We start from the raw sequence: 16,769 nt of genomic DNA on the forward strand, positions 1-16,769 counted from the left end.
CGATGACATCGCCGCCCGCGGGCCCGCCGCCGAGCGGCGACGAGCCGGTACCCGACGCGACAGTCGAGCGGACCGCGGTGGTCGTCGGTATCGGCGTCCGGCTGGGCGCCGACCCGGAGAAGATCACCCGCGCGGTCGAATCCGTCGTCGGTGACACCGCCACCGTGACGTGCCTGGCCACGATCGACCGTCGTGCGCCCGATCCCGGTGTCCGCGCGGCCGCGGCGGCGCTCGGCGTGCCCGTGGTCGCGTTCAGCGCGGCACAGCTGACCGAGGTCGGCACACCGCATCGATCCCCACGGACCGCGCGAGCCGTCGGCACGCCCTCGGTCGCGGAGGCGGCGGCGCTGCTCGCGGGCAGTGGTGAACTCCTGTGCGGCCGAACCGTTGTCGACGGTGTCGTGATCGCCGTCGCGACGGTGGAAGCGAACGCCCCGAATTAATTCGCTGGGCAAGATCACCTCCGGCCCGTACCGTCATCTCCAGCAGCCGCAGGGTGGACCGGATCCGATCGGTTACCTTCAGATGGGGAATGTCGCAGGTTCGAATCCTGCCCGCCACCGCGAGGTGGCGGTAGCTCAGTCCGGTAGAGCGTCCTTCCGGTCGGGACACACACGTCCACCCGTGCGGCTGCGGTGCGTAGGAGCAGGACGGACCGGATTCGGTCGGTTATCTGGTGAGGACTCCGAGTCCAGCAGGTTCGAGCCCTGCGGCGGAAAGCGATTTCCGTTGTCCCGGCCGAGACACCCATGTCCGTCCGCTCCACGCGCCGTCACACGCCCCGGTGGGTCCCGGGGCCGAAACCACAACGCCGGTACTCGTATCGGAGGGGGAACCATGAATATTCTGTCGCGCTTTTCGCGTCGCGCCACACCGCAGACCAGCCCTGCCGATGCCCGGCAGGTCGTCAATGCCGCGGGCGGGTACGTCTTCGAGATCACGCCGCAGGCCCGCCTGCGCCGATTCCTCACCCTCGGTACGGAATCCGGCACGTACTACGTCAGCGCCGCCGCGCTGACCGCCGACAATGCCGAGTTCATCACCGAGTACGCCGCCGAGCACACCGCCGAGCTGGTGCGCGAGATCGTCGAGATCTCCACCGCAGGGCGCGCGCCGCGGCCGAACCCGGCGCTGTTCGCACTCGCCGCTGCCGCCGCGCTCGGCGACGTGGACGGCCGCCGGGCCGCGCTCGCCGCGCTGCCGCTGGTCGCGCGCACCGGCACCCACCTGTTCCTGTTCGCCGGCTACGCCGAGCAGTTCCGCGGCTGGGGTCGCGGCCTGTCCCGCGCGGTCGCCAACTGGTACCTGGACAAGCCGGTCGGTGACCTGGCGTACCAGGTCGTCAAGTACCGGCAGCGGGAGGGCTGGTCGCACCGCGACCTGCTGCGCCTGTCGCACCCGGCGGCCACCGAGGACGAGCGGCGCAGGCTCTTCGACTGGATCTGCGGCCGCACACCGGACCTCGACGGCCTCGCCCTGGTCGACGGCTTCGAGCGGGCCAGGTCCGCGCCGGTCGAGCAGGTGCCCGAGCTGGTTCGCGAGTACCGGCTGAGCTGGGAGATGCTGCCCGACGCCGCGCTGAACACGCCCGAGGTGTGGGAGGCGTTGCTGGACAACGGCATCCCGCAGACGGCGCTGCTGCGGCAGCTGCCGCGCCTGACCCGGCTCGGTCTGCTGGATCCGCTCGGTCCGCGCACCGCGGCGATCTGCGCGCGGCTGGGCGACCCGGAGCGGCTGCGCACGGCGCGGGTGCACCCGGTGTCGGTGCTGATCGCGCTGCGCACCTACGCGTCGGGGACCTCGGCACGCGGCGATGGCACCTGGACGCCGTCGGCGCCGGTGGTGGACGCCCTCGACGCGGCGTTCTACGCGGCGTTCGAGACGGTCCGCCCGACCGGCCTGCGGCACCTGCTGGCGCTGGACGTGTCGGCGTCGATGACGTCGCCGATCGCGGGGCTGCCGCTCTCGGCACGCGAGGCCTCGGCCGCGCTCGCCCTGGTCACCGCCCGCACCGAGGAGCGGCACCAGATCGTCGGCTTCACCGCGTCGGGCACCCGCTGGCAGGGGGCGCGCGATCTGTCCCCGCTGGCGATCTCGCCGCGGCAGCGCCTCGACGACGCCGTGCGCGCCGTGTCGGGCCTGCCCTTCGGCGGGACCGACTGCTCGCTGCCGATCCTGCACGCGCTGGATCAGGGCATCGAGGTGGATGTGTTCTCGGTGTACACCGACAATGAGACCTGGGCGGGGTCGGTGCACCCGCACCAGGCGCTGGCTCGCTACCGCCGCGAGGTGAACCCGCGAGCCAAGCTGGTGGTGGTCGGCATGACGGCGACGAAGTTCAGCATCGCCGATCCCGACGACGCGGGCATGCTCGACGTCGCCGGCTTCGACGCCGCCGTTCCGTCGCTGCTGGCCGACTTCGCCACGGCCGCTTAGAAATCGGAGCCGCCGCGACCTCGTTGTCGCGGCGGCGCCTTTCCTCTCGCTGGACCGGTCCGTCGCGTCAGGGCGCGACGGCGGACCAATCCTCGAAACCGGTGGGGTCGTGGCGGCCCATCGAGGCGTGCTCGAACAGGCCCCAGCCCTCGGCGTCGCCGCAGCGGGCGTAGCCGATGTGGTCGATCACGCCGTAGGGGGTGCGGGCGATGATCGCGGGGTCGGTGAGGTCGTAGGCGCTCGACAGCGACCAGTCCCGGCCCATCCAGCGGCCGTGGGTCCAGTCGGGGTCGGGTCCGTAGCCGCAGCCGACGTGCAGGGCGATACCGGGACGCGACTCGATCTCGACCTCGAGCGGCTTGCCGTCGGGGGTGGTCATGTCCAGGCGCACCGACTTCGGATGCCGGGTGCCGGACTCGTAGGTCCAGGTCATCCTCGGCCAGCCCAGCTGTTCCTTGCGGCCGTCGTGCCAGATCCGGACCGCGTTGTTGAGGGTGCGGGTGCCGTCGGGGTCTTCCTGCACGATCACCACGATGGCGAACTCGTCGAAGCGCAGCGGCGCGTACAGCCACCAGAAACCACCGGCGCCCTCGGACGCGGCCCGCCCCGGCGGCTCCGGCTCACCCGAGGGACGGATGCCCCAGGAGCGGTCGCGGCTGCCGGTCCACGCCGCCGGGTCGACGGTGATGTCGCGCCCGTCGACGGCGAGCGTGCCCTCCCACGAACCCAGCTGGGCGAACCGGGACGCCTCGATGATCGGCCGGGTGCCGGACAGGATCAGGTGCGGCTGCTCCTGCACCGCCGGGTGCGCGCCGGTCCAGGTGAGGTCGAAGCCGAGGTCCTCGTGCTCGCACACCACCCGCAGCTTCTGCAGCGGCTCGAGCACCTCGATCCGGTAGCCGCCCACCGCGGTGGTGAGATCACGCGAGGTCAGCGCGTCGGAGAACCGCACGCTGCGCTGGGTGTCGCCGTGGCGCACCGTCGCGAACGCGTCCACCACGCCCAGGTTCGGGTAGACGCCGAAGCCGGTGATCAGCATGGCGTCGCCGGCCGGGTCGAAGGCGTTGAAGTAGTAGCGGTCGTAGAAGTTGCGGTCGCTGGTGGCCACCCTGGCCAGCGACAGCGGGGTCTGGTGGACCGGGTATTCGTCCAGGGGGACGGGCATGATCGCGTTCATCGTCGTTGTCTCCTGTCAGTCCCACTCATAGGTGCCGTCGAGCAGTGCTTCGAGGCTGAGCCGGTGCATCACGTAGTCGTCGAGTTCGGCGGGCACGGTGTCCTCACCGAAGTGGATCATCCGCCGCTTGATCCTGGCCATCACGATCGCGTGCCGCAGCGCCGCGTAGACGATGTAGAAGTCGAGGTCCTGGACCGTATGTCCGGTCAGCTCTTCGTATTTCGCGACCACCGCGTCCTTGCGCAGGAAGTCGGGCAGGCCGGGCTGATCGAAGCGGGTGGCGATGTCCTGGAAGAACCGGTGGATGAAGATCACCCAGCCCAGGTCGAGCTCACGCGGGCCGAAGGTGGCCATCTCCCAGTCCAGCACCGCGGCCGGGGCGAACCCGTCGAAGAGGATGTTGCCGGGGCGGGCGTCGCCCCAGTTCAGCACCTCGGGGCCGGTCTCGGCGGGCCAGTGGGCCTCGAGCCAGTCGAAGGTCCGCTCGATCAGCGGGATCTCGACGCCGTCGTCGGTCAGCGCCCACCGGTACCAGGCGCGCTGGGCCTCGAAGTGCCTGCGCAGCCCGGACCCCTCGCCGTCGAGCAGCGGGAAGCGCCGGGTGATGTCGTCGATGGCGTGGACGCGGGCGATCACGTCGACGGTGGCGTCCGCGATCAGCTCGCGTTCGGCCACGGTCGCGTCGAAGAGCCAGCCGAAGAAGACGTACGGCGGATTGTCCGAGGGCGCGCGGCCGTCGACCTTCTCCATCACCAGGAACGGCGAGCCGAAGACCGATTCGTCGCGTTCGAGCCAGCGCAGCGTGGGCACCGCGACATCGGAGCCGTCGGCCACCCCGGCCATCACCTGGTACTGCAGCGGCAGGTCGTAGGACTCGAAGACCGGGAACGAGCCGTCCTCGGGGGCCATCCGGAGCACGAACGCCCCGCCGTCGGTCCCGCCGTCGACGGTCCACTCGGCGTCGAACAGGATGGTGGTGCTCGACATGCCACCGGTCGACGGCTTGCTCAGATTGCCGACCTTCGGCGGTGCGTCGGCGCCGACCTTGCCGGCCAGCCACTGCGACAACTGCTCGGCGAGTTCGTCGAGATCGCGCTCGCTGACCGTGAGCGACTGTTGCGCGGTGAGGTCCGGATCGTCGGACATATGTGAGTACCCCTGTCGGCGAGATGGAACACGTTTCGATACCGGCGTACCGGACGGCCGACGGGAATGTAAGCCGCCAGTCGGTCAGTGAGATTCAGGGTTGACACGGCAAAGATGGGGGTTTTCCCGGACGCGTCCGCTCGCGGAACCGATTAGCTTCGGTAGCAATCGAACTCGACGAGGAGGCCAAGGTGACCGCCGTGACCACGGAGCTCGCACCCGCAGAGATCGCGAGCCCGCCGCCGACGCCGACCTGGCATCCGGTGACGCGGCTCGCCTTCCGGTTCACGGTCGCCTACCTCGGGCTGTTCTGTCTGTGGATGGCGCAGATCAGTTTCGTCTTCCTCGGGGTGTTCGCGCTACACCTGCCCGAGGACGCCATCGCCTGGCAGATGCTCTCGCTGGCCCCGGTGAGCCGCTGGATCGGCGAGCACGTGTTCGGGGTGCAGGCGGAGCTGGTCATGAACGGTAGCGGTGACCAGGCCGCGATCTGGATCCAGTGCGGGCTGGTCCTGGTGGCCGCGCTGCTGATCACCGCGATCTGGTCGGTGCTCGACCGGCGCAGGCGCGCCTACCCGCGGGCGGCGAGCTGGTTCCTGACGCTGCTGCGGCTGTGTGTCGGCGGGCAGCTGCTGTTCTACGGGTTCGCCAAGCTCATCCCGACCCAGATGCCCGAGCCCGCGCTCACCACCCTGCTCACCCGGGTCGGTGACCTGAGCCCGATGTCGATGCTGTGGACCCAGGTGGGTTCGTCCCCGGTCTACGAGATGTCGCTGGGCGCGGCCGAGGTGCTCGCCGGGCTGCTGCTGTTCTGGCCGCGCACCGCCACCCTGGGCGCGATGCTCGGCGTGATCAGCATGGCGCAGGTGTTCCTGCTGAACCTGACCTTCGACGTGCCGGTGAAGATGCTGTCCGGGCATCTGCTGCTGATGAGCCTGGTGCTGCTCGCGCCCCAGGCCCGGCGCCTGGCGAATGTGCTGGTGCTGGAACGGGATTCGGGACCGCTCGTGCAGCCGCCGCTGTTCGGCTCGGCGCGGGCGAACCGGTGGGCCACCGTCGTGCAGGTCGTGGCGGGGCTATGGGTGGTGCTCGGCTGCGTATACCTCGGCGCGCGGTCCTGGGACGAATATGGCGGCGGCGCACCGAAACCCGAGCTGTACGGCATCTGGGATGTCACCGAGTTCACCGCCGAGGCGACCCCGGTGCCGCCGCTGACCTCCGACCCGGTGCGCTGGCAGCGCTTGATCATCGATGCCGGGTCGGCGGGCTACCAGCGGATGGACGACTCGATCGTGCCGGTGGCGGCTGCCTTCGACACCGAAGCGCACACGATGACCCTCACCGCCGCGCCGTCGGCGCCGGGCGAGGCCACGGCGGCCGTCACGACCTTCGCGGTCGACCGGCCCGCCGACGACCGGCTGACGTTGCGCGGTGAGCTCGACGGCAAGCCGGTGACGGTCACCCTCACCCGCCTGGATCTCGACAGCTTCCCGCTGCGCGGCACGGACTTCCGCTGGGTGCAGAACAATCCGTACACCGGCTGAGCTCAGCCGGTGATCGTGCCGCTCTGATTGCGCCAGTGCGGCGACGGGGCGAACAACGCGCCGGAACCGGTCACGAAGGCCGCCGCGGCCCTGGCGTCACCGCGTAATCGGGCGGCCAGCCAGGCCGTCGGGTAGCCGAGGAAGCCGTACACGCCGGTGCCGCAGGCGAGCTGGCCGTCCGCGCAGGCCGGAGTGCCCTGGACGTCGTTGTGGTCGGCGCCCTCGAGCGTCGCCCACACTTTCGGCACGGTGAGCGCGTCGTAGTAGGCGCGATGGGACTGGACGCCGACGACCTCGACCGGGAGCGGCTGTTCCGAGGGCGAGATCAGGGTGTCGGCCGAGCCGTTGATCAGGAACACCGAGCCGGTCTCGATCGCGGCCGGATCGGTGCAGCTGAGGGCATCCGAGCACAGGCCGGTGCGCGGCAGTTCGACGGTGATCGCGGTGCGGATCGCCCCGCCGGAGCGCCGCATCGCGTTCAGCGCGCCGGAAGCGCCCTGCGAATGACCGACCACGCCCACCGCCGTGGTGTCCAGCCGCCCGGCGAAAATGCTCGCGGGATCGGCGGATTCGGCGATCAGCCGGTCGAGCGAGGCGAGGATGTCGATGCCGGAACCGGTGTACTGGTTCTGCGTCGCGATCACCACGAAGCCCCACGACGCGAAGTGCCGCAGCAGGTGGCGGTACTGGGTGGGCACCGCCTGGGTGCCGTCACCGAACAGCACGATCGGATGGCCGGTGCCGAGCTCGCTCGGGTACCACAGGTCGAACGCGGCACCGGTGGTGTCGCAACACAGTTCGCCGATCCGCTCGGTCACAGCGAACGGGCCCGGCGCGGCGTAGTGCGCTTCGACACCGGCCGCCGGCTCGTAGGGCGGCGCGGCGACGGCGGGGCCAGGTCCGGCCAGCAGCAGGGCGGCGACGACCAGGACGAGGCGGGACCAGGCGGGCATGGCTCGCGAGTGTACGGGTCAGCCGAGCGTGATGGCGTCCAGGCGCACGCGCAGGAAGTCGGCCGAGACCACCGGCGGTCCCGGCCGCACCCGGCCGATCGGCGGCGCGAGCGGGGTCACCACGGCATCGTGGTCGAGTTCGTAGAAGAAGATGAGCGAGACCAGGTCTTCCTCCGGCGCGGCGGCCTGCGGGGGGAGTACCCGGTGCCTGCCCGAGGGCCAGCGCTCGCCACTCCAATAGGCCAGCAGGTCACCGATGTTCACGGTCAGCGCGGCCGGATCGAAGGGGGCGTCGGCCCAGCCGTCGGCCTCGGTGTAGATCTGCAAGCCGCCCGCCCCCGGCTCGCGGTCGAGCACGGTGACGGTGCCGAAATCGGTGTGCGGGCCGATCCGGAACTGGCCCGCTTGCGGGGTGCCGACGCTGGTCAGCGGGGGATAGTGGTTGATATTGCAGGTCCAGGTGGGGCGGGTGGCGAGCGTGGCGAACGGGTTGTCCGGGAGCGCGAGCGCGGCGGCGGACAGGGCGAGCAGCTCGTCGGAGAGCGCGTGCACGGCGGCCGTGTACTCGGTCAGCAGGGCACGCAACTCCGTGATCTCGGCGGGCCAGACATTGGGCAGGAACCACACCCGGTCCACCGCCGGGTCACCGGTGGCCGTGTCGGCACCGACCGCGAAGGTCTCCTTGAGGTCGGGTGGGGTCTCGGTGCCCTCGGCGTAGCCGTTGGCCTCGCGGCCGGGCCCGATCCAGCCGCGACCGCCGACGGTCACCGCGTACCGGTTCTTGACTTCCTCGGGCAGCGCGAAGAAGCGGCGGGCGGCGGCGCGGACCGCGGCGGGCAGCGCCGGGTCGATGCCGTGGCCGCGCACCAGCAGGAAACCGGCCCGGCGCAGGCCCGCGTCGACCTCGCGCGCCACGGCGGCGGCCGCGGCGCCGCCGGAGCGCCAGCGGGCCAGGTCGACCGAGGCGATGCGGTCGCTCATGCCGGGGTCTCCTTCGCCGGCGCGTCGGTGACGCCGATGTCCTCGAACCACAGGTCGGGGTGATCGGCGATGAAGTCGGTCATCAGGGACACACAGCGCGGGTCGTCGAGGACCAGCACCCGCACGCCGTGCTCGGCGAGCCAGTCGTGGCCGCCGTGGAAGGTGCGTGCCTCGCCGATGATCACGGTGCCGATGCCGAACTGGCGGACCAGGCCGCTGCAGTACCAGCACGGCGACAGGGTGGTCACCATGATCGTGGACCGGTAGTCGCGACGGCGGCCCGCGGCGCGGAAGGCGTCGGTCTCGGCGTGCACGCTCGGGTCGTCGTTCTGCACGCGGCGATTGTGGCCGCGCCCGAGCAGGGTGCCGTCGGCGTCGAAGAGGGCGGCACCGATCGGGACACCGCCCTCGGCCAGGCCGCGCAGGGCTTCGTCGTAGGCCACGTCGAGAAGTGCGTCCGGCTGGGTCATGGACTCCACTGTCGCGCGCGGAGGACCGGACGGCAACGCGGGCGCGCCGACCGCGGCGCACGGCGAAGGCGGTGTCGGCGGGCCCGTTCGGCGCGCGGCGAGCCAGGAACTAGGCTGGGCCACTGTGCCGAACACGTCTGACACCGCATCGACCCCGCCCGCAGGCGACCCGAACTACCTGGTCGGGCTCGATCTGCGCGGACGCAGAGTAGTCGTGGTCGGCGGCGGCACCGTCGCCCAGCGCAGGCTCGGCCTGCTGGTGGCCGCCGGTGCCGACGTCCACGTGGTCAGCAAGGCGGTCACCCCGGCCGTCGAGGGCATGGCGACCGCCGGTCAGCTCACCGTCGAACTGCGCGCCTACGCCGACGGCGATCTCGACGACGCCTGGTATGCGATGGCCTGCACCGACGAACCCGAGACCAACGCCGCCGTGGTCGCCGAGGCGACCGCGAAGCGGATCTTCTGCGTGCGCGCCGACATCGCCCGCGACGGCACCGCCGTCACCCCCGCCACCGCCCGCTACGACGGATTGACCCTCGGCGTGCTGGCCGGGGGCGCGCACCGTCGCTCGGCCGCCGTGCGCAACGGGCTGCTCGAGGCGCTGCAATCGGGTGTGGTGACCGATGATTCGGAGCCGGTGACCCCGGGCGTCGCCCTGGTCGGCGGCGGGCCGGGCGACCCGGACCTGATCACCGTGCGCGGCCGCAGGCTGCTGGCCCGCGCCGACCTGGTCGTCGCCGACCGGCTCGCGCCGCCGGAGCTGCTGGCCGAGCTGGGCCCGCACGTCGAGGTGATCGACGCGGCCAAGATCCCGTACGGCCGGTCGATGGCGCAGGAGGCGATCAACCTCGCGCTGGTCGAGGGCGCCAAGGCGGGCAAGTTCGTGGTCCGGCTCAAGGGCGGCGACCCGTACGTGTTCGGCCGTGGGTACGAGGAGCTCGAAGCCTGCACCGAGGCGGGCATTCCGGTGACGGTGGTGCCCGGTGTCACGAGTCCGATCTCGGTGCCCGGCGCCGCGGGCATCCCGGTGACCCATCGCGGTGTGACGCACGAGTTCGTCGTGGTCAGCGGGCACGTCGCCCCCGATCACCCCGATTCGCTGGTCGACTGGGCGGCGCTGGCCAAGCTGCGCGGCACCCTGGTGCTGATGATGGCGGTGGAACGGATCGACAAGTTCGCCGACGCGCTGCTCGCCGGCGGCCGTGCCGCCGAGACGCCCGCCGCGGTCATCCAGGAGGGCACCCTGCGCACCCAGCGGGTGGTCCGGGCCGATCTGGGCACGGTCGCGGAGAAGGTCAAATCCGAGGGCATCCGGCCGCCGGCGATCATCGTCATCGGCCCGACGGCGGGCTTCGACGCTGCCACCGGTGCGCGCGCCTGAGGGCCCGTCGGCGCACCGAACCCTCCGGGCCGGGTAGCGGCCTCGTTTACAGTGTTCGACTGTGCTCGATAAACCCCCTGCGACGATGCAGCCCCCGGTGAAACAGTCGGCCTTCGGGCTGGCCATCCTCGTGCTCAGTGGCCTGCAGTTCATGGTCGTGCTCGACGGAACCGTCGTGATCTTCGCGCTGCCGCGGCTGCAGGAGGAGATGGGCCTGTCCAGCTCCGGTGGCGCGTGGACGGTCACCGCCTACGGTCTGACCTTCGCCGGGCTCATGCTGCTCGGCGGCCGCCTCGGTGACGTGTTCGGGCGCAAACGCATGCTCATCACCGGTGTCGGGCTGTTCACGGTGGCGTCGCTGGCGTGCGGCCTGGCCCAGGGCGAGGTGACCCTGCTGGTCGCGCGAGCGTTCCAGGGCGCCGGCGCCGCGATCGCGGCGCCGACCGCCTTCGCGCTGGTGGCCACGACGTTCGCGCCGGGCAAGGCGCGCAATCAGGCCGTGGCGGTGGTGGGCTCGATGGCCGGCATCGGCTCGGTCAGCGGCCTGGTCGTCGGTGGTCTGCTCACCGAGCTGTCCTGGCGGTGGATCTTCCTGATCAATGTGCCGATCGGCGCGTTGATCGTCGCCGGGGCGGTGTACGCCCTCGCCGACACCGTGCACCATCGCGCGCCGCTGGACGTCAAGGGCGCGGTGCTCGGGACGCTCGCGTGCGCGCTGATCGTCTTCGGCGCCACCGAGGGACCCGCGTGGGGCTGGGGCAGTCCGGTCATCCTGGGCGCGCTGATCATCGGTTTCGCGCTGCTCATCACCTTTGTCGTCGTCGAACGCAACGAATCCGATCCGCTGCTGCCGTGGTCGCTGTTCGACAGCCGCGACCGCAATTCCACCTTCCTGCTCATCTTCCTGGCCGGCGCGGTGCTCGGCGCCATGACATTCTTCGTCGCCCAGATGCTGCAGAACTCGCTCGGTTACAGCCCGCTGAAGGCCGGTATCGCCTGCATCCCGTTCACCGTCGGCATCGGGATCGGTGGCGCGCTGGCGTCGAAGGCGGCGCTGATCGTGCCACCTCGCTGGTTGCTGAGCGCGGCCGCGCTGGTGCTGGCGGCCGGGCTGCTCTTCGGCTCGACCCTGGATCGCCACATCAGCTACCTCACCACGCTGCTTCCGCTGCTGGTGGTCATCGGTTTCGGCGTGGGTGTCGCGATGGTGCTGGCGCCGCTGTGCGTGCTCGTCGGGGTGCCGCCCGCCGATATCGGCCCGCTGTCGGCCGTCGGGCAGATGTTCATGAACCTGGCGACACCGATCGCCATCGGGCTGCTCAGCCCGATCGCCGCCTCGCGCACGCTGTCGCTGGGCGGCAGCACCACCGAGAAGGTCTCCGATCTCGACGGACCCCAGCTCGACGCGCTCACCAGCGGCTACACCCTGGTCCTGCTGGTCTGCTCCGGGCTGGCCGTGCTGGCCGCCGTCGTCGCGGTGACGCTGCGGTTCACCCCCGGCCAGCTGGCCGAGGCGCAGCACGCCCAGGAGGAGGCTCAGAACGCCTGAGCCCGCCCCTGCTGCGCGATCGGCGACTCAGAGCCGCCCGGCGACCCGGCGCGGAGTGATCCGCACGATCACCCGCTCGCCGTCGTGCACCGAGGCGGGGTTGAACTCGCGGTAGGGCAGGCCGGTGTACTTGAGCGACATCTCCTCGGGCAGCGCCCGCTCCGGATCGGGGACGGTGGTGGCCGTGCCCCGGATCTCGGCGTAGAGGAACGGCCGCTCCGGTGGGTTCACCATCACCGTGATCCGCGGGTCGCGCGCCAGGTTCTTGGCCTGCTGCCGCTCGACGGTGGTGGAGAACAGCAGGTCGTCGCCCTCGCGTTTGATCCAGACGACGGTCAGATGCGGATGTCCGTTCGCACCGACCGTGGCGACGGTCGCGTAGACCTTCTCCTCGTCCAGGTACGACTTCAGTTCGTCGGAAAGCACTGCGGTATCAGTCACACTCGCGGACAACGCGTTGCGCCGCGGGCGCATTCCGCCCGCGGCGAAACCGCCGGTGTCACGGCGCGTCGACGGTGTGCGCGTCGGCGACGGTGAGTGCCTGATCGAGGATCGCCAGCCCCTCCTTGACCTCGGCCTCGGTGATCACACACGGCGGCACCACGTGCAGCCGGTTGAAGTTCACGAACGTCAGCAGCCCGCCGCGCCGACAGGCGGCGACGAGCTCGGTCATCGCGGGACTGGTGCCGCCGTAGGGGGCCAGCGGTTCCCTGGTCGCGCGGTCGCGCACCAGCTCGAGCGCCCAGAACACGCCCAGCCCGCGCACCTCGCCGATGCTCGGATGCCGCTGCGCGAGTTCGCGCAGCCCGGGCCCGATGACCCGGGCACCGACCTCGGCCGCGTTCTCCACGATCCGCTCCTCGCGCATCGCGGTGATCGTGGCGACCGCCGCCGCGGTGGCCAGCGGATGACCCGAATAGGTGAGCCCGCCCGGGTACGGCCGGTCCGCGAACGTGGCCGCGATGGCCTCGCTGATCGCCACGCCGCCCAGCGGCACGTAGCCGGAGTTCACCCCCTTGGCGAAGGTGATCAGGTCCGGGACGACGCCGAAATTGTCGATGGCGAACCATTTCCCGGTGCGGCCGAAGCCCGCCATCACCTCGTCGGCGATGAACACGATGCCGTGCCGGTCGCACAGTTCCCGGACGCCGCGCATGTACTCGGTGCTCGGCACCATGATGCCCGCGGTGCCCGGCACCGATTCCAGCACGACGGCCGCGATCGTGGCCGGACCCTCCATCGCGATGGTGCGTTCCAGGTGCTCGAGGGCGCGCTGGGTCTCCTGCGCCTCGTCGCTCGCGTGGAATTCCGAACGATAGAGGAACGGGCCGAAGAAGTGCACCACCCCGCTGGTGCCGTGATCGTTGGGCCAGCGTCGGGGGTCGCCGGTGACATTGACCGCGGTCTCCGTGCCGCCGTGGTAAGAGCGGTACCGCGCGAGCACCTTGGGCCGCCCGGTGTGCAGGCGCGCCATCCGGATCGCGTGTTCGACGGCGTCGGCGCCGCCGTTGGTGAAGAAGATCTTGTCCAGGTCGCCCGGGGTGAGCTCGCTGATCAGCCGGGCCGCCTCGGACCGGGCGGCATTGGCGAACGCCGGTCCGACCGTGCACAATTCGGCCGCCTGCGCGGCGATCGCGGCGACCACCTTCGGATGCTGGTGCCCGATATTGGTGTTCACCATCATCGAGGAGAAGTCCAGCAGCCGGTTGCCCTCGCCGTCCCACACGTAGCAGCCCTCGGCCGCGGTGAGCACGATCGGCGACACCTGGGCCTGCGCCGACCAGGAATGGAAGACGTGGCGGCGATCGAGTTCGTAGGCGCGGGCGGCCTCGTCGGAAAGCGTCATCGGCACTGCTCCTGTCCGGTCACTTGTTCTGGGGGAAGCCGAGTTCCAGCCCGCCGTGGCTGGGATCGAGCCAGCGGGTGGTGATCGCCTTGGTGCGGGTGAAGAAGTGCACGCCGTCGGTGCCGTGTGCGTGGGAATCGCCGAACAGCGAGTTCTTCCAGCCACCGAAACTGTAGTAGGCCATGGGAACCGGGATCGGCACATTGACGCCGACCATGCCCACCTCCACCTCGTGGTGGAACCGGCGGGCCGCGCCGCCGTCGTTGGTGAACACGGCGGTGCCGTTGCCGTAGCGGTTGGCGTTGATCAGCGCCACCGCCTCCTCGTAGGTGCCGACCCGCACGACCGAGAGCACCGGCCCGAAGATCTCGTCGGTGTAGACGCTCATCGACGGCGTGACCCCGTCGAGAATCGTCGGCCCGAGCCAGAATCCGTCCGGCGCGCCCTCGACGATCAGCGGACGGCCGTCGAGCACCACCCGGGCGCCCGCGCTCTCACCCGCGTCGATGTAGTCGGCGACGCGATCGCGGTGGGCCCGGGTGATCAGCGGACCCATGTCGGCGCCGGAGGTGCCGTCCCCGGTGACGATGGTCGCCGCGCGCTCGGCGATCCGGGTGACCAGCTCGTCGGCGACCCCGCCGACCGCGACGACCACGCTGATGGCCATGCACCGCTCGCCCGCCGACCCGAATCCGGCGTTGACGGCGGCGTCGGCGGCCAGGTCCAGATCGGCGTCGGGCAGCACGACCATGTGGTTCTTCGCCCCGCCCAGCGCCTGCACCCGCTTGCCCGCCGCGGTGCCGCGCTGGAAGACGTACTTGGCGATCGGGGTGGAGCCGACGAACGAGACCGCCTTGATGCCCGGATTGTCCAGCAGTTCGTCGACGGCCACCTTGTCGCCCTGCACGACGTTGAACACGCCGTCGGGCAGGCCCGCTTCCTGCCACAGCCGCGCCAGCCACAGCGCCGCCGACGGGTCCTTCTCGCTCGGCTTGAGCACCACGGTGTTGCCCGAGCCGATGGCCAGCGGGAAGAACCACATCGGCACCATGGCCGGGAAGTTGAACGGCGAGATGATCGCGACCGGGCCCAGCGGCTGGCGCACGGAGTGGATGTCGACCTCGGTCGAGGCGTTCTCGGTGAACGAGCCCTTGAGCAGATGCGGGATGCCGCAGGCGAATTCGACGACCTCCAGCCCGCGGGTGACCTCACCGAGCGCGTCGGCGGCCACCTTGCCGTGCTCGGCGGTGATGATCGCCGCCAGCTCCGCCTTGCGCTCGGCCAGCAGCTCGCGGAACCGGAACAGCACCTGGGTGCGGCGGGTCAGCGAGGTGTCGCGCCAGGTCGCGAACGCCACCGTCGCGGCGTCGATCGCCGCGCGGGTGTCGGCCACGTTCGCCAGGGCCAGGTCGCCGGTGACCGCGCCGGTGGCGGGATTGGTGACCGGGGCGGTCGCCTCGCTGGTGCCGGTGACGGACTTGCCGTCGATCCAGTGGCCGATGGACTGCATGCCAGACCTCGTTTCGCCGGGAAGGGTGGTGCTTCCACCCTGGTCCACGATCACCGCGGCACCGGCCGACGATCTGTACGGAGTCGCGGCTTTCGTATTACGATTCGTCGGTGCTGTTGACGGTGGCCGATGTGCTCGCCACGCCGGTGGTCCAAGCGGGTCACCCGGAGGTGATCTGCGGGGCCGATCTGGACCGGCCGGTGCGCTGGGTGCACGTCAGCGACCTGGCCGACGTCGCCCAGGTGCTGGTCGGCGCGGAGCTGATCCTGACCACCGGGCAGGCACTGGCCGCGCCGGAGCCCGCCCGGGTCGCCTATCTGCGCTCGCTGGCCGCCGCCGGGGTCGCGGGCCTGGTGGTCGAGCTCGGCAGCTACGTGAGCGAACTGGGGCCGGTCGTCGCGGCCACCGCCGCCGAACTCGGGCTTCCGGTGATCGTGCTGCACCGGGTGACCCGGTTCGTCGAGATCACCGAGGCGGTCCATCGCGCGATCGTCGCCGACCAGTACGCCGAGCTCGAGTTCGCCAGGACGGTGCACGAGACCTTCACCGACCTCAGTGTGCGCCGGGCCGCGCTCGCCGAGATCGTGCGCACCGCGGCCACCATGCTCGACGCGTCGGTCGTGCTGGAGGATCTGGCGCACCGGGTGCTGGCCGCGACCGCCCGGCACACCACGTCCTCGGCGTTGCTGGAGAATTGGGAGGCCACCTCGCGCCTGCTGCCCGACGACGCGTGCGTGGTCGACGTCGGCCCGCAGATGCAGCGCTGGGGCAGGCTGATCCTGCGCGCGGACCACGGCCCGACACCCCGCGCGCGAATGGTGCTCGAACGCGCGGCCCAGACCCTGACCCTGCACCGGATGATCGACAAGGACCGCTTCGGGCTGCACCGCCGGGCCCAGACCGGGCTGATCGCCGACCTCGTCGAGGGCCGGATCGGCGACGAACGCGACGCGCAGGCGCGGGCGGCCGCGCTCGGGCTGCACCGGCACGCCCGCTACGTTCCGCTGGCCATCGATGTCGACGCCGTCGCCGACCCGGACCCGGTGGCGGCGCAACGGCGCAGCGCGGCGGTGGTCGAGGCGGTGACCCACGGGCTCGGCCTCGCCGACGCCTCGGCGCTGAGCGCGGCCGAGCACCGGCCGGGGCCGCGCGGCACGGGCGGCCGCGCGGCGCAGGTCGACGGGGAACGGGTCGCGATGATTCTCGCCCTCGCCCGGGGCGCCGTCGTCGAGGACCGGCTCGCGACGGTGTGCGCGGCCGTGCTCACCGAGGTGCGCCGGGTCGAGGGGGTGCGGCGCGCGGTGATCGGCGTCGGCGCCGACTCCGACTCCCTGCTCGACACGGCGAGCGGACTCGCCGACGCGAGGGAGGTCGCGGCCGTCGCGGCATCGATGCGCGCCGCGCCCCACCGAATCTTCTTCCGCAGCGCCGATATCCGGCTGCGCGGGCTGCTCTCGCTGATCCGCGACGATCCCCGGGTGCAGGGTTTCGCCGAGACCGAACTGAGTGCCCTGCTGCGCCACGACCTCCGGCACGGCACCGATCTCACCGCCACCCTGCGCCGCTTCCTCGACCTGGCGGGCAACAAGACCGAGCTCGCCAAGGCGCTCGTCATCAGCAGGCCGACGCTCTACGACCGCCTCGCCCGGATCGAGCGCATTCTCGACGTCGACCTCGACGACGGCGAGTCCCGCACCTCGCTGCACACCGCGCTGCTGGTGCGCGAACTCACCGGTGGCGACGACGCGCGATAGGCCGATCGTGGTGATCCCACCG

The 16,769-nt window shown here is 71.2% G+C and carries 14 protein-coding genes; 6 read left to right on the plus strand and 8 right to left on the minus strand.

Annotated elements, in window-relative coordinates:
• Positions 1-2: 2 nt before the first annotated feature.
• Positions 3-443, plus strand: coding sequence for a cobalamin biosynthesis protein (locus ACFVW6_RS20540; protein ID WP_378833030.1), 441 nt, complete (start codon positions 3-5; stop codon positions 441-443).
• Between the two features lie 394 nt (positions 444-837).
• Positions 838-2,436, plus strand: a complete 1,599-nt coding sequence (locus tag ACFVW6_RS20545; RefSeq protein WP_378833027.1) for a TROVE domain-containing protein — start codon at positions 838-840, stop codon at positions 2,434-2,436.
• Between the two features lie 67 nt (positions 2,437-2,503).
• Here the strand turns inward: ACFVW6_RS20545 and ACFVW6_RS20550 are convergent, their stop codons facing one another.
• The gene (locus ACFVW6_RS20550) at positions 2,504-3,613 is read right to left on the minus strand and encodes a hypothetical protein (protein WP_378833025.1); all 1,110 of its coding nucleotides are present in this window, start codon (positions 3,611-3,613) and stop codon (positions 2,504-2,506) included.
• A 15-nt stretch (positions 3,614-3,628) separates the two neighbouring features.
• On the minus strand, positions 3,629-4,759 hold the full coding sequence (locus ACFVW6_RS20555) for a phosphotransferase family protein (RefSeq protein WP_378833023.1): 1,131 nt from the start codon (positions 4,757-4,759) through the stop codon (positions 3,629-3,631).
• 191 nt (positions 4,760-4,950) lie between these two features.
• On the opposite strand from ACFVW6_RS20555, the gene ACFVW6_RS20560 reads away from it, so the two are divergent.
• The gene (locus ACFVW6_RS20560) at positions 4,951-6,303 is read left to right on the plus strand and encodes a DoxX family protein (protein ID WP_378833021.1); all 1,353 of its coding nucleotides are present in this window, start codon (positions 4,951-4,953) and stop codon (positions 6,301-6,303) included.
• Positions 6,304-6,305: 2 nt separating this feature from the next.
• Here the strand turns inward: ACFVW6_RS20560 and ACFVW6_RS20565 are convergent, their stop codons facing one another.
• From ACFVW6_RS20565 to ACFVW6_RS20575, 3 genes are read right to left on the minus strand one after another with little or no spacing between them, the layout of a single operon-like run.
• Positions 6,306-7,256, minus strand: a complete 951-nt coding sequence (locus ACFVW6_RS20565; RefSeq protein WP_378833018.1) for a hypothetical protein — start codon at positions 7,254-7,256, stop codon at positions 6,306-6,308.
• 18 nt (positions 7,257-7,274) lie between these two features.
• Positions 7,275-8,237: an isopenicillin N synthase family dioxygenase gene (locus ACFVW6_RS20570; RefSeq protein WP_378833015.1), complete on the minus strand. Its 963-nt coding sequence runs from the start codon at positions 8,235-8,237 to the stop codon at positions 7,275-7,277.
• Positions 8,234-8,707, minus strand: a complete 474-nt coding sequence (locus ACFVW6_RS20575; RefSeq protein WP_378833013.1) for a nucleoside deaminase — start codon at positions 8,705-8,707, stop codon at positions 8,234-8,236. The genes ACFVW6_RS20570 and ACFVW6_RS20575 overlap by 4 nt, the downstream gene beginning before the upstream one ends.
• 124 nt (positions 8,708-8,831) lie before the next feature.
• Here ACFVW6_RS20575 and cobA point away from each other — a divergent pair, with 124 nt between their 5' ends.
• A complete protein-coding gene (gene cobA / locus ACFVW6_RS20580; RefSeq protein ID WP_355280638.1) occupies positions 8,832-10,088 on the plus strand; it encodes a uroporphyrinogen-III C-methyltransferase in 1,257 nt (418 codons plus the stop codon).
• An 85-nt stretch (positions 10,089-10,173) separates the two neighbouring features.
• Positions 10,174-11,637 carry an MFS transporter gene (locus ACFVW6_RS20585; protein ID WP_378833219.1) on the plus strand — a complete coding sequence of 488 codons (1,464 nt, stop codon included), beginning with the start codon at positions 10,174-10,176 and terminating at the stop codon, positions 11,635-11,637.
• Between the two features lie 27 nt (positions 11,638-11,664).
• On the opposite strand, the gene ACFVW6_RS20590 is transcribed toward ACFVW6_RS20585, so the two are convergent.
• The 3 genes from ACFVW6_RS20590 to ACFVW6_RS20600 all read right to left on the minus strand — a co-directional run bounded on the left by ACFVW6_RS20590 (position 11,665) and on the right by ACFVW6_RS20600 (position 14,993).
• Positions 11,665-12,063 carry a PPOX class F420-dependent oxidoreductase gene (locus ACFVW6_RS20590; protein WP_355280640.1) on the minus strand — a complete coding sequence of 133 codons (399 nt, stop codon included), beginning with the start codon at positions 12,061-12,063 and terminating at the stop codon, positions 11,665-11,667.
• A 73-nt stretch (positions 12,064-12,136) separates the two neighbouring features.
• A complete protein-coding gene (locus ACFVW6_RS20595; RefSeq protein WP_378833005.1) occupies positions 12,137-13,483 on the minus strand; it encodes an aspartate aminotransferase family protein in 1,347 nt (448 codons plus the stop codon).
• A gap of 19 nt (positions 13,484-13,502) precedes the next feature.
• A complete protein-coding gene (locus tag ACFVW6_RS20600) occupies positions 13,503-14,993 on the minus strand; it encodes a CoA-acylating methylmalonate-semialdehyde dehydrogenase (RefSeq protein WP_378833003.1) in 1,491 nt (496 codons plus the stop codon).
• Between the two features lie 110 nt (positions 14,994-15,103).
• Here ACFVW6_RS20600 and ACFVW6_RS20605 point away from each other — a divergent pair, with 110 nt between their 5' ends.
• Positions 15,104-16,747, plus strand: coding sequence for a PucR family transcriptional regulator (locus ACFVW6_RS20605; protein WP_378833001.1), 1,644 nt, complete (start codon positions 15,104-15,106; stop codon positions 16,745-16,747).
• The last annotated feature ends 22 nt before the right edge of the window (positions 16,748-16,769 follow it).

It is taken from the genome of Nocardia sp. NPDC058244, assembly GCF_042882065.1.
GTDB lineage: Bacteria > Actinomycetota > Actinomycetes > Mycobacteriales > Mycobacteriaceae > Nocardia.

Bases quoted from the DNA above. Each gene is read 5' to 3' on its own strand.
- ACFVW6_RS20555 (WP_378833023.1), bottom strand. From the start codon at position 4,759: ATGTCCGACGATCCGGACCTCACCGCGCAACAGTCGCTCACGGTCAGC.
- ACFVW6_RS20545 (WP_378833027.1), top strand. From the start codon at position 838: ATGAATATTCTGTCGCGCTTTTCGCGTCGCGCCACACCGCAGACCAGC.
- ACFVW6_RS20600 (WP_378833003.1), bottom strand. From the start codon at position 14,993: ATGCAGTCCATCGGCCACTGGATCGACGGCAAGTCCGTCACCGGCACC.
- ACFVW6_RS20595 (WP_378833005.1), bottom strand. From the start codon at position 13,483: ATGACGCTTTCCGACGAGGCCGCCCGCGCCTACGAACTCGATCGCCGC.
- ACFVW6_RS20540 (WP_378833030.1), top strand. From the start codon at position 3: ATGACATCGCCGCCCGCGGGCCCGCCGCCGAGCGGCGACGAGCCGGTA.
- ACFVW6_RS20550 (WP_378833025.1), bottom strand. From the start codon at position 3,613: ATGAACGCGATCATGCCCGTCCCCCTGGACGAATACCCGGTCCACCAG.
- ACFVW6_RS20565 (WP_378833018.1), bottom strand. From the start codon at position 7,256: ATGCCCGCCTGGTCCCGCCTCGTCCTGGTCGTCGCCGCCCTGCTGCTG.
- ACFVW6_RS20575 (WP_378833013.1), bottom strand. From the start codon at position 8,707: ATGACCCAGCCGGACGCACTTCTCGACGTGGCCTACGACGAAGCCCTG.
- ACFVW6_RS20585 (WP_378833219.1), top strand. From the start codon at position 10,174: ATGCAGCCCCCGGTGAAACAGTCGGCCTTCGGGCTGGCCATCCTCGTG.
- ACFVW6_RS20570 (WP_378833015.1), bottom strand. From the start codon at position 8,237: ATGAGCGACCGCATCGCCTCGGTCGACCTGGCCCGCTGGCGCTCCGGC.